At 58.5% G+C, this 12091-nt stretch carries 11 protein-coding genes; 4 read left to right on the forward strand and 7 right to left on the reverse strand.

What is annotated here, in order from left to right; genetic code table 11:
• The first annotated feature begins 293 nt into the window (after positions 1 to 293).
• On the forward strand, positions 294 to 773 hold the full coding sequence (locus E2K76_RS19400; RefSeq protein WP_169053409.1) for a PRC-barrel domain-containing protein: 480 nt from the start codon (positions 294 to 296) through the stop codon (positions 771 to 773).
• A gap of 133 nt (positions 774 to 906) precedes the next feature.
• On the opposite strand, the gene E2K76_RS19405 is transcribed toward E2K76_RS19400, so the two are convergent.
• On the reverse strand, positions 907 to 1311 hold the full coding sequence (locus tag E2K76_RS19405) for an NUDIX hydrolase (RefSeq protein WP_136686091.1): 405 nt from the start codon (positions 1309 to 1311) through the stop codon (positions 907 to 909).
• A 219-nt stretch (positions 1312 to 1530) separates the two neighbouring features.
• On the opposite strand from E2K76_RS19405, the gene E2K76_RS19410 reads away from it, so the two are divergent.
• Positions 1531 to 3141 (forward strand): FAD/NAD(P)-binding protein, encoded by a 1611-nt coding sequence (locus tag E2K76_RS19410; RefSeq protein ID WP_136686092.1) that lies wholly within the window; start codon positions 1531 to 1533, stop codon positions 3139 to 3141.
• A gap of 52 nt (positions 3142 to 3193) precedes the next feature.
• Here the strand turns inward: E2K76_RS19410 and E2K76_RS21165 are convergent, their stop codons facing one another.
• Complete coding sequence (locus tag E2K76_RS21165) at positions 3194 to 3448, reverse strand: DUF982 domain-containing protein (RefSeq protein ID WP_136686093.1); 255 nt, start codon at positions 3446 to 3448, stop codon at positions 3194 to 3196.
• 372 nt (positions 3449 to 3820) lie between these two features.
• Here E2K76_RS21165 and E2K76_RS19420 point away from each other — a divergent pair, with 372 nt between their 5' ends.
• Positions 3821 to 5407, forward strand: coding sequence for a phospholipase D family protein (locus tag E2K76_RS19420; protein ID WP_136686094.1), 1587 nt, complete (start codon positions 3821 to 3823; stop codon positions 5405 to 5407).
• A 128-nt stretch (positions 5408 to 5535) separates the two neighbouring features.
• Here the strand turns inward: E2K76_RS19420 and E2K76_RS19425 are convergent, their stop codons facing one another.
• Positions 5536 to 5712: a CsbD family protein gene (locus tag E2K76_RS19425; protein ID WP_136686095.1), complete on the reverse strand. Its 177-nt coding sequence runs from the start codon at positions 5710 to 5712 to the stop codon at positions 5536 to 5538.
• A 180-nt stretch (positions 5713 to 5892) separates the two neighbouring features.
• Between E2K76_RS19425 and dps the strand changes: the two genes are divergently transcribed.
• Complete coding sequence (gene dps / locus E2K76_RS19430) at positions 5893 to 6369, forward strand: DNA starvation/stationary phase protection protein Dps (protein ID WP_136686096.1); 477 nt, start codon at positions 5893 to 5895, stop codon at positions 6367 to 6369.
• Positions 6370 to 6518: 149 nt separating this feature from the next.
• On the opposite strand, the gene E2K76_RS19435 is transcribed toward dps, so the two are convergent.
• The 4 genes from E2K76_RS19435 to E2K76_RS19450 form a co-directional block, all read right to left on the reverse strand.
• Complete coding sequence (locus tag E2K76_RS19435; RefSeq protein WP_136686097.1) at positions 6519 to 7370, reverse strand: transglutaminase-like domain-containing protein; 852 nt, start codon at positions 7368 to 7370, stop codon at positions 6519 to 6521.
• Between the two features lie 153 nt (positions 7371 to 7523).
• Positions 7524 to 7898 carry a response regulator gene (locus tag E2K76_RS19440; RefSeq protein WP_136686098.1) on the reverse strand — a complete coding sequence of 125 codons (375 nt, stop codon included), beginning with the start codon at positions 7896 to 7898 and terminating at the stop codon, positions 7524 to 7526.
• The gene (locus E2K76_RS19445) at positions 7885 to 11289 is read right to left on the reverse strand and encodes a CheR family methyltransferase (protein ID WP_136686099.1); all 3405 of its coding nucleotides are present in this window, start codon (positions 11287 to 11289) and stop codon (positions 7885 to 7887) included. Before E2K76_RS19445 ends, E2K76_RS19440 begins: the two co-directional genes overlap by 14 nt.
• Positions 11290 to 11301: 12 nt before the next feature.
• The gene (locus tag E2K76_RS19450; RefSeq protein ID WP_136686100.1) at positions 11302 to 11862 is read right to left on the reverse strand and encodes a PAS domain-containing protein; all 561 of its coding nucleotides are present in this window, start codon (positions 11860 to 11862) and stop codon (positions 11302 to 11304) included.
• Positions 11863 to 12091 lie beyond the last annotated feature (229 nt).

Raw genomic sequence — 12091 nt, forward strand, 5'->3', positions numbered from 1 at the left:
ACGGTTGGGGGAGCAGCCGGCACATCCCATTAGTGGCCGTTCGGTCCCATGCAGGAGAATGTAGCCACCATCGGCTCCTTAGATCCCAATACGCGAAGCCCCGCAGAGGTCTTCCGCGCCTTCTCGAAACTTGGCATGGCCGCGTTCGCCAGTAAATCGTGCTCCCGAGGTGAACCGCTTCGACCGAAGCTTCCTAGGATGAATTGCATGGGCCATAGAAAGGAACTCGAGGTGATATCCCACCGTTATACTCGCACCCGGCTCGAGCCGGTATGATATTCGGGAGACTTCAATTGATTAAGCTGCTCACATCCACCGCCTTTGTTGCCATGCTTGCCGCTCCTGTCATTGCCCAGACGGCAACGACTACGACAACGGAGCCGACGGCAGCGGCCCCTGCTGACACCTCGGCGATGGGCTATAATTACACCCTTGCGACCGGCGATAAGTCTGCTGAAACATTCATCGGCAAGCGCCTGTATGTGTCGGAAGTTGAAGTCGACGCGAACGCGGAAATGACCGAAGTCGATCAGGACTGGGATGATGTCGGCGAGATCAGCGATCTGGTCATCGGTGAAGATGGTCAGGTCAAGGCCGTATTGACCGACATCGGCGGTTTCCTCGGCCTGGGTGAGAAGACTGTTGCCATCTCGATGGACGAGCTGGCGGTCATTCGCGATGGTGACTCGCCGAATGACTACTTCACCGTCCTGACGTCGGATCGCGCTCTTCTCGAGAGCGCTTGGGAATTCGAATGGCCCGAAGTTCAGTAATCTCGACTAAATAAATTCGGAAAGCGCGGCAATCGCCGCGCTTTTTCTTTTTCCGACGAGTGAATTAGCTGTTCAGCCCGGCAATGATAAGTCTTGCATTGCGTCAGCACTCATGACTCGAGCCTCGGGCTTTTTATACGAAGTTGGCGATCATTGCAGCGAGAGCATTCTCAGCAATCTTTGCAGCGGCGTTTGAGGGCGGCCGCCATATCCGTTTGCGCTGCCCGCGTTCGGGAAAGCTGCCCGCAACCTCTTTGACATTTAGAGCGAAGACCGAGACGTCGAGATGTTTGTGCAGCTGCGGTTTCCAGTAACTGTAACGACCAAGGGGGATGGGATGAACCACACCCCTGACGCCCGCCTCCTCCCACGCCTCTTGGGCCGCAGCTTCTGCGAACGTCTTGCCGTCCATCGGCCAGCCCTTAGGAATGACCCAACGACCGGTGTCCCTGCTGGTTATCAGCAAGATCTCGACTTCCGAACCTATCTCCCGCCAGCACAGCGCGGCACACTGGTGAAGATTTCTTTGATTGCTCATACAGCATGCTCTCCGCTCCCGAACCCAAATGTCCAACGGAAGCGGGATCGGTCACTTTCGCCGGCAACCTCCCGTCGCAGCACCTGCAATCGCAACACACAGGGGCAAGCTGGCTGGAGGCAAGAAATAGCGGGCCGTATCTCAAGAAGCCACGCACCCCTGCTTGTCTCTTCCGCCCTCAACATCACCTTCTTCTGGCACGGATTGCTCGGGATAGAAATGGCACAACACATCGCGATTGTCGGCATGGGTCCAACCGGCATCTATTCCCTTCAGAGCCTCATCGAGCATTCCGAGCCACTATCCATATCCGTTTTTGAAACCGGCGCGCAGGCCGGTATCGGCATGCCCTACAGTGCGGACACCTGCCGCAAGTCGATGCTCGCCAACATCGCCAGCATCGAGATCCCGCAGCTACCGCAAAGCTATCTTGGCTGGATGAACGGCCTGCCAAAGGCAATCCTGCGCGGTTTCGGGGTGGACCCGGACAGGCTCGATGACCGGCAGTTCACGCCGCGCCTGCTGCTTGGCCAGTATTTCCGCAGCCAGTTCATCGAACTGCTGCATCTCGCGGAGGGCCGCGGACATGTGATCCATATCCACGAGGAAACCACGATCACCGATGTGATCCCCGGTAAGGTGGGCGTCAGGCTTGCCGACGCGGTGGCGCTGCGTGATGAGCGGTTTGATCGGGTCATTCTCAGCACGGGACATGTCTGGCCCGATGAGGAAGATAGCACCGACACCTACTATCCCAGTCCCTGGACCGGCCTTTTCGATACGGACATCGCAGCGGCCCGTATCGGCATCATGGGAACGTCGCTTAGTTCCATAGATGCCGCCATGGCGGTCGCGGGCCAGCATGGCGTTTTCACAAGGGGGATTGGTCGCGAACTGTGCTTTGATTTGGCCGAAGGCAGCGAAGCTTTGTCTATCACCATGATGTCCCGGTCTGGCATTTTGCCCGAGGCCGATTTCTTCTGCCCTATCCCCTACGAGCCCTTGAGCGTCATGACCGATGAAGCCTTGGAAGCGCTGCGCGCCAAAGCGCCGCGCGGACATCTTGATGCTCTGTTTGCCCTTTTTCAGGCTGAGATCATTGCCGACGACCCGGACTGGGCCCGCGAGGTCGGGCTGCAAGCAGCAACGGCCGATGACATCGCCGACCTCTATTTTGCCGACCGCCTTCGGCGCGATCCATTCAAATGGGCGGCTTGCAATCTAATGGAGGTCGAGCAGAACAAAGCGCAGCAGCGCACCGTGGGGTGGCGTTATGCGATCCTCCGCATGCATGAGAAGATTGAAGCGATGTTGCCCGATTTTTCGGACGAGGATCGCACCCGTTTCGACGCGGGTCTGAAGCGGGTGTTCGTCGACAACTATGCCGCGATACCGTCGGAGACCATCCGCCGCCTCTTGGCGCTGCGTGATGCGGGCATCCTGCAGGTCCTGCCTCTGGGTCCAGACTACGAGCGCGAGACCAGCGACAACGGCACAACCATCATTGCGGAGGGATGCACTCATCACTTTGACCTTTTTATCGACGCGAGAGGCCAGCGCGCAATGACCTCGGATGATCTGCCATTCCCAACGCTCAAGCGTCTTTTGCTTGACGCGGCATGCGACGTTCCGCGTGTTGCCGACGACTATTCCCTTTTGCTTCCTGATTTGGCGCTTGGTCAGGTGGCCATGGGAGCCATTCCCTATCTGATGCATGATCGCCCCTTTGTTCAGGGGATCACGGCCGCTGCTGAGATAGGCCGCGCGATCGGCCAGCTAGGGCGCGCGCCGAGCCTGAGGCACCGGGTAAGCTACTGGTTGGCGGCATAGCGCCTGACACAAAAGCAGACGCATTCGGAGGGGAAAGACGCGACGGAGCGCGTTAACTGCCCTGCGTCGTCCTGACGTCGGCGGAACTAAGCGCGCGCTTTACTGCGATAAAGGACGGCTCGGCAGTCTCCGTGTGCCCATTCACGCAGTCCCTGCAGGCGGCGAGAGCGTCGGCATATTCCTTTGTTCTTGGCCAGACCCACTGTTTGCGCAAGAACGCCGCTGCATGGAGGGGGCCTTCCAGAACGACCGGATGGCCAGGATTGGGATAGTCGAAGATGATCGTGTTGACCCATAGCCGCCGCATGCTTGTCCTCTTCTTTCAGCCGAAAAAGCAAGACTGACGCACTCGATGAATGTTCCCCTGGTCACACCGAACAAGTCTGCTTTGGCGGTGTTCTGTCCGTCCTAGCAGGCGGGGCAGTATACATAATCAACAAACGCGAGCGCGCGTGTTCACTCAACACGCCTTGTTCTACAACCTTGACGGCTCGGAAGACTCCATTGAGGGCGACAAGCAGCGCTTGCTCGCCAGGCCGCTTAGCATGTTCATTGACCACCTGCCCGCGCAGCGAGTGAACGCGCAACCGGAGCGGGTTGAGGGCATTCATCTCGATGCCGGGGTGGGAACGCCGTGCTGTCTGGAGCGTTAGTGCCACGATCAATCCCGGAGAACAACGTGCGTCGGAAACTATTGCTGGCGATCAGCCTTACCGGGTTGGCATATCTTGTTTTGCGCAGTCGGTTGCCAGAGCGTCATCAGGGCGACGAACCAGAGGCGCCAGGCGTCGAGAGGGACAGTCTGCTCGCCTCGTCTTCGAACCGAGCGGCTCAGGGCCGGGCAGGGCAATCAGGCATCCATCTGTTGTCCGATCCGCATGATGCCTTTGCGGCGCGGATGCTTCTTGTGCAGCAGGCAACCCGCACCTTGGATCTGCAGTATTACATCTGGCACGGCGATCGCACGGGGACGCTCTTGCTGAATGCAGTCTTGGAGGCTGCCGATCGCGGGGTGCGTGTGCGCCTGCTTCTCGATGATAACGGCATCCCCGGGCTTGATGCCGTATTGTCCGCGCTCGACGCTCATCCCTTGATCTCTATCCGCATCTTTAACCCGTTCGGTCTGCGTTTTCCGAAGGCCCTCGGGTTCTTGCTGGACTTTCCGCGCCTCAATCGGCGCATGCACAATAAGAGTCTCACCGCTGATCGCGCGGCGACGATTGTCGGCGGGCGCAATGTCGGCGATGAGTATTTCGGGTCTGGCAACGGCGGGGTGTTCGAAGACCTCGACGTCTTGGCAATCGGGACCGTCGTGGATGATGTCTGCCGGGATTTCGAACGCTACTGGACTTGCGGTTCGTCATATCCTGCGGGGCAGGTTCTTTCCAAGGGGCGGCCGCGCATGCTTGCAAAACTGCGTCGTGCTGCGTCTCGTGTGGCTGCGGAAAAAGACGGGCGGAGGTTCTTGGAGGATGTGCGGCGCCTGCCGGTCATCAAGCAGCTTTTGGATGGCGATTTGGAACTCGAATGGGCAGAGGTCACGCTGATAAGCGACGATCCAGCGAAAGGTCTCGGCAAGGCAGATCACACGGGTCTTTTGGCCGGGCAGCTCGCCAAAGCGATCGGGCGGCCGCTAAATAAGCTTGGACTGATCAGCGGGTATTTCGTGCCTGGGCCTGCCGGGGTCCGCCAACTCGCGGCGCTCTCAAGGGCTGGAGTAGAAATATCGATCCTGACCAATTCTTATCGGTCAGGTGATGTGAAACTGGTTCATGCCGGTTATGCACCTTACCGGAAGGCGCTGCTACGTGCGGGTGTTCGACTATTCGAGCTGAAAGCGGATAGGCACTCGAATGTAGACAGCAAATCCGGAACCCGCCGTGGCATTGGCAACCGGCTGCGCGGCACGGGGACCGGTTCAACCGCAGCTTTGCGGTCCGGTGCAACAACGCTTCACGCGAAGACTATCACTATCGACGATGAACGCCTGTTTGTGGGCTCCTTCAATCTCGATCCGCGATCCTGGCAGCTAAACTGCGAGATGGGGTTTCTCATCGAAAGTCCGATGCTGGCAAAGCAGGTGGCACGAGTATTCGAGACCAAAGTTCCCCAGGTTGCCTATCGTGTTCGTCTGAGTGGAGAGCTGAGCTGGCATGAGAAGGGGGAAGTTGAGGCGCAAGTGCACAAACATGAGCCGGGTGTAAGGTGGTGGGACCGAATGATGCGCGAGGCTGCCGCTCGGTTGCCGATCCGGTGGCTGCTCTGATCAATCTTAGCTTGTTGTTATCACTACGTAAAAAAGCGCAGTCCACGCTTCGTAGATCGCACCGAAGGAACACCGGAGTAGGCAAGCGGCCCCGCAACACTGAGCCGCTTGGAACAATCGCTTCGAGGTTACCGCTCGAGCTTGCCTTTCACAGTTCCGGTAGCATCTTGCACAGCGCCCTTGGCTTTTTGAGCCTTGCCTTCGGCTTGAAGCTCCTTGTTGTCGGTCGCTTTGCCAACCGCATCTTTGGCAGCGCCCGCGGCCTTGTTTCCAGCGGCTTTCAGCTTGTCAGTCGTCGAACTCATTATGACCTCTCCTATGCCATACTTTGGACATGTGCCGAGATATCGCTGTGGACCTCGCTCCAGTTCCCCTGATCACGACAATAGTGATCGCCTAGAATATGTGCAGCGGCGCCAATGACTCAGAAGGAACTGGGTCCAGATCCATCCGTTTGTCCTCGGTGAGAAGAACGGAGTTTAAGAATGCGCGAGCGCTTTGCCAGTGGACTAACCGATAAGGTTGCCAACACATCCATTGAGGTTCTGAACAAAAATCTGAGCCTCGTGATCGACCTCTCGCTCATCGTGAAGCAGGCGCATTGGACGCTTCGCGGGGCGGGTTTCATTGGCGTGCACGAGCTGCTGGATACTGCGGCAGGCAACTTGCGCGGCATCCTCGATACAATGGCTGAACGGGTTGTCATCCTCGGGGGCACTCCTGATGGCACCTCCCAGAATGTCGCCAAAACCACGACGCTGCCGGAATACCCGGCTGACCTGATCACCGTAAAGGATCATGTTCGCGAGCTGACGGAGCGATACAAGATCGTCGCGGCGTCCGTGAGGGACGCCATCGATGCGACGGACGAGGATGCAGATACGTCTGACCTCCTGACCGCCGCCAGCCGCACCATCGATAAGGATGCTTGGTTCATCGGGTCGAATGCCGAAGGCAACTGATCCGGAGCGAAGATGAATGCATGGAGCTGATACCGGGAACAATACGACTCTTCGCCGATTTCAGCCTCGCTCCCTGTCCCATAGAACCCCGCTGGTGGCCCTCGCCAGCGGGGTTCGCTTTTAAAAAAAGGGCTGGCGCTCGCCGCAGACTATTCGGCGGCGAGCAAAGCTTCCTCGTCGCAGACGACGGTGAAATTCTTCAGCAGATGCGGGCCGAAGCTGTGGATCATCGCCACATCCGCCGCATCGCGGCCATAGGCGATGTCGATACGCCNCGCATCGCGGCCATAGGCGATGTCGATACGCCCGATGCGCGGGACATTGTGGCGCGCATCGAACGCATACCAGCGGCCGTCAAGAAACGCCTCGAACCAAGCCGAGAAATCCATCGGCCCGCCATAGGGCACGCCGATATCGCCAAGGTATCCGTTGACGTAACGCGCGGGGATCGACATGGCGCGACACAGCGCGATTGCGGTATGGGCAAAATCACGGCACACGCCCGTTCCATCCCGCAGCGCCCCCGCCGCCGTGCGGAAGGATGACGCGTTCTGATAATTGAAGGCGATGCTGGCATTCACATGGTCGCAGATCGCCTGCACCCGCGCCCAGCCGGGCGGCAGGTGGCCGAACTGCGCCCACGCTACATTCCCCAGCTCGTCGCTTTCGCAATAGCGGCTGGGCAGCAGGAATTGCATCACATCGTCGGGCAACTGGTGGATCGGCGTCTCGCCCGCATTCAGCATCACCGGATCGGGCTGGCCATCATCGCGGATCAGCCCGTCGCCCCGCAGCCGCAAATCCCCCGCCGGAGCAAGAATTCGCAGGCAGCGATTGCCGAAGCCGTCGATGAATTCGTGACGCTGCACCCCGCCCGAAATCTCGATCACCTCGTCCTGCTGCAGATCCGGGCGGCGCTCGTCCCGGATCGCCATGCGCGAAACAAGCGTCGTCTCCTGCGGGCAGGAAATCGTGACGTCGTAGCCGAACCTGATGAACATGCGCACGCCCACTAGCGGGGACTTAACACGCCGTCGTGAGAATGGGTTCCCGCGTGCGCAGGCTCAAACTACAGAATGACAATCAGGATCGACAGCGAGGCCAACGAGCCCCAGAGGATCCACCATCCGCCGCGCAAATTGGTATCTCGGGTGCTACGCAACGAGTTGCTCTTTCCCGGTCAGTTGACGGATCGTCTGGACGATCTGCGCAGGAACGCAGGGCTTTTCGAAAAAGATGGCGTCAGGATACCGCGAAGTGATCTGGTCGGGCGTTGCATGACCCGAATGGAAGATCATCGGGATGCCCCGTGCGCAAAGTTCATCTGCAACCGGAAAGATGTCACCATCACGAAGCCGGACATCAAGCACGGCACATGCTACCTGAATAGAACCTAGAGCCTCATTCGCGCCAGCGACGGTGGAATAAGGACCTTCTGTGGCGAGGCCTACGTCCTCGATAAGATCCTGTATCTCCATCGCTACAAGAAGTTCGTCTTCGACGAGCAGCACGGTGTCATTCTTGGTCATCAAAAACATCGCCTGGTAATGTGCAGATCCGTTCGACCTGCTTGTTGCTTATTGTCTGCTTCAGATCACCACCAAGCTGACGAACCGACATCTCGACGAGACGTGTTCCGAACCCTGCTTCGCCGAGCGGCACCTCAATGGGTTCAAAGCTTTCACGCCAGAAGAGTTCCACGCCTGTATCGATTTTCTGCCATGTCACATGCAGACCGCCAGACGACTTTCTGAGCGCACCATACTTCGCGGCGTTTGTCGCCCACTCATGAAGGGTCATTGAAAGCGGTGACAAAAATGCCGGGCGCACGAGGACATCGGGGCCCTCGATACAGATGGACGCATGATCCTTGTAAGGCGCGATCGTGGTGCGCAGAATTGCACCAAGATCGATCGCTTCACCGATCCTGTCTGATGTTGCAAGCGAATGGGTTCGACCCAGAGCCGAGATGCGCTCCCGGACGGAGGATGCAAAGGTCCGCACATCGGTTTGGGTCCGAGCTTGGCCCATGATCATGCTGCCGATAATGGCAAAAAGGTTTTTGACCCGGTGGTTCATCTCGCGAACCATTAACTGCCGGGTTTCCGCTATGGCATATTCCCCTGTGACATCGACCGAAACGCCCACAAGGCGAAGGGGGCCATCCCCGGGGATTTTGCGCCCGAGACCCTTTATCCAGCGTATCGATCCGTCGGGTCCGTGTGTGCGGAAATTGACCTCTAGCTCCTCCCCTGTTGCAGCAGATCGAGCCAAGACCTCTTTGACCATCGCGTGGTCATCCGCAAAGACCACGCGTGCGAGAATGTCGTCCACGGCACCTTCGGACGGGGCATCCAACAAGGCCTGCTCGGCCTCGTCGAAGATGAACTTGTCGTCGTCCACGAGGTATTCCCAGACGCCAATCCCCGCGGCCTTCACCGCGAGATCCCGCCAGTCCCGCGCTTCTGCAAGGCTGCGTTCGAGGTCGAGAGCGTCTGAAATATCACTGAACACCAGCGTCACGCCGTCCACAGTTCCATTCTGAAGCCGGTATGGCAGCGCGCGAAGGGAAAAGGATTGACCGGAGGTCGCATTCCGAACACGCCGGATCTTGCCCGTGGACCCGTCGATGATCGCCTTGGCATCCTCAATATACTCGTCATCGACAAGGCGGCTGGCCACGTCCGACAGGGGCCGGCCATGATCGGCAGGCTGTAGGGGGAAAATCGAGCGGGCAGCGTCAGTATAGCTGCGGATGTTGAGGTCGCGATCCAGAACGACCACCGCCAAATCAGTCGAGGCGAAGAAGTTCCGAAGGTCGGAGTTCGCAACAGTGAGTTGATCGACCTTCGTCTTCAACTCGTCATTGACCGTCGCCAGTTCTTCGTTGGTCGACTGCAACTCCTCGTTCATCGACATCATTTCTTCGTTGGAGCTTTTCAGCTCCTCATTCGCCGTTTCAAGCTCTTCGACGGTCGAGCGCAACCGATGCCGTGTCGCCCGAAGTTCATCTTCGAGCGCGTCAAGGTTGTCATCGGCGTTCTGAAGCTCAGTGATATCGGTGCTGCGTTCCGGCAGGAAAGATCCCGCCTCCTTGATGACAAGCAGCGTCGTGCCGTCGGCAAGGGGATCGCAGATCACGTTGACGGGCTGCGTGCCAAATTCGCTGACGACTTCCACGTCTTTGACGATTGCGCGTCTTGCGGTATCGCGTGCCTGACGTAGCAGTGGTCCGATGACCTTTCTGAGTCCAGGACGAGCAAGCGATATGGCGCTCGAACCGCCCTCCCTCGTCACAGGAAAATCAAAGTAGGCCCCGAGCCGGCCGTAGGCCGCGATAATTCCAGCATCTTGGTCCAAAACCATGCTCGCAGGCGCATATCGTTCGATCAACCGCCGCACTGCAGCGCCTTCTTCGGTCACGTGCCTGCGACCAGCCGACTGCGCAGGGGCTCGGCCTTGCGAAGAGGTGCCTCGGTAGCTCCCAGGAAGATCAATGGGATAGGAAGGTGCGCCAGGCGAGCGCTGGAACACGCGCGCTTGTTGATCCAAGGCGGGGAAAAGATGCTCGAACCGTCCGACGCTTTCCGAAGGCCCGAGGAACAGATAGCCCTCCGGCCGGATCGCATAATGGAAAAGGGGCAAAACCGACTGTTGCAGCTTATCATCGAAATAGATGAGCAGGTTGCGACATGACACCAGATCCACCTTCGAGAACGGCGGGTCTTTTACAACGCTGTGGCTCGAAAACCGAATTACATCCCGGATTTCGCTATTGATGCTGAAATGGTCCGCATGGGGCGTCGTATAGCGTTCGCGCAAACTTTCCGGGATGTCGACGATGGCTGACAGCGGATACCGCCCCTCGCGGGCGATCTGGAGCATTTGCTCGTCAATATCCGTCGCGAAGATCTGCAGAGAAAACACGTCTCCGCGTTGGCGCATCCGATCGGCAACGAGCATGGCGATAGAATAGGCCTCCTCGCCACTCGAACACCCCGCAACCCAGATTCTGAGTTCTTCTCCGACGTCACGCGTGTCGAGGAGCGGATCCAGTGCGAGCCGTGCCAGGGCGTCGAATGCCGCCGGATCACGGAAAAAGCGTGTCACGTTGATGAGCAGATCACGGAACAGAGCATCGCATTCAATCCGATCCGCCTTCACGCGATCGAGATAGTCTCGCGCGGCGTCGATGCCGAGCACATGCATCCGGCGCTCGATCCGCCGAATAAGCGTGCTTCGCTTATAGCCGGAGAAATCATGCCCAATGACCGCGCGCAGGGATCGACACAATTCATCCACATGATCTGCGACAACCCCCGCCTGCGGCGCGGTATCTCCACTCTTGCGCTCATAGAACTCGCGGAGGCATTCTGCGATCTCTGAGGGCGATTTGACGAAGTCGACCAGCCCCGTTCCAACGGCAGAAAGGGGCATGCCGTCATACTTTGCGCTTTCCGGGGTCTGAACGACGCAGATGCCCCCATTTTCTTTGACCGCGCGCAAGCCTGTCGTGCCGTCAGCCCCGGTTCCGGACAGGATAACGCAGGCGGCGCGAGCCTGTTGGTCCTCGGCCAATGAAACAAAAAAATCGTCGATGGGACGGCGCATCCCTCGCGGCTGGGAAAAGTCAGTCAGTTCGAGGCGTCCGTCTTTTATTGCCAGACCGCGTCCCGGTGGGATGATGAACACTTTATCTGGGGCGACGCGCTCCCCGCCTTCCGCTTGAGACACCTCGAGAGCGGTATGCCGGTCTAGGAGCTGTGCAAGCATACTCTCATGCGTTGGATCCAGATGCTGGACCACAACGAAGCACATCCTTGATGGGACATGGACCGCTGCAAGCATATCGCGCAGAGCCTCAAGGCCACCAGCGGAAGCGCCGATCCCCACGACTGCGGGCCCAGATTGAGTTGTCATTCCTGAATCACCTCAGGCGCCCGGTCGCGCATCTTCGAGTGATGAAAGCAAGAGCTTTGCTTGTGCAATCATGATTGCGCTGTTTGCGATTGTGACCAACGAACCATCGAGGATCGTGCCGGTTTCGGAAAGGATGGGCCGCAACCCGCTGAGCGTTTCTGCGAGTTCGCCTTCGTAGCTTGCCAACAAATCCGGACGCGACCGGCTAATGTCGAACTGCGATGCGAATATGTAGCGCACCTCGCCCGACCTGCCGCGCAGCTTGGACATGTAGAGCAGGTTGATAAAGGGCGTTCCGTCCTTGCGAAAGTTCACCAAATCCGTGCGAACGCTCGACTGGTCATCGCGGTCGAAGAACGCGTGGATACGGGCTTTTGCCCGTGTGTTGTCTGCATGTTTCTGCAAGAAGCGGCAGTTTTTTCCGATCACGTCCCTCGGCCGAAATCCGGTCAAAGCGGAAAAACCCTCGTTGACCAGCAAGAGAGGGGAGTCATCGTCCGGTGCTGCAAGCGCAAGAGCGACATGCGACTGCAGAAGATAGGTTTCGAGATCGGCGGGCAGATCGGCGGTCATGTAGGCTCCTGCTTCGTCCCGCCTCATATACATCTGCGTCGACGAAAGGGAAATCGCCTCGCGGAAAACTTAGACCGAGGCAGCGTGCGTGCTGCAGCTGCATTCGCCGCAGCGGATGCGAATGTCGCCTTTTGGCTTCGAGCGCCGATACTGCCTTGCCAACCATCGAGGCACAGGTGTGAGCGAGGATGGGACAAATGTATGTGCCGGCTGCTGTTCGCAATCGAGA

The organism is Falsirhodobacter xinxiangensis (assembly GCF_004959935.1).
GTDB lineage: Bacteria > Pseudomonadota > Alphaproteobacteria > Rhodobacterales > Rhodobacteraceae > Falsirhodobacter > Falsirhodobacter xinxiangensis.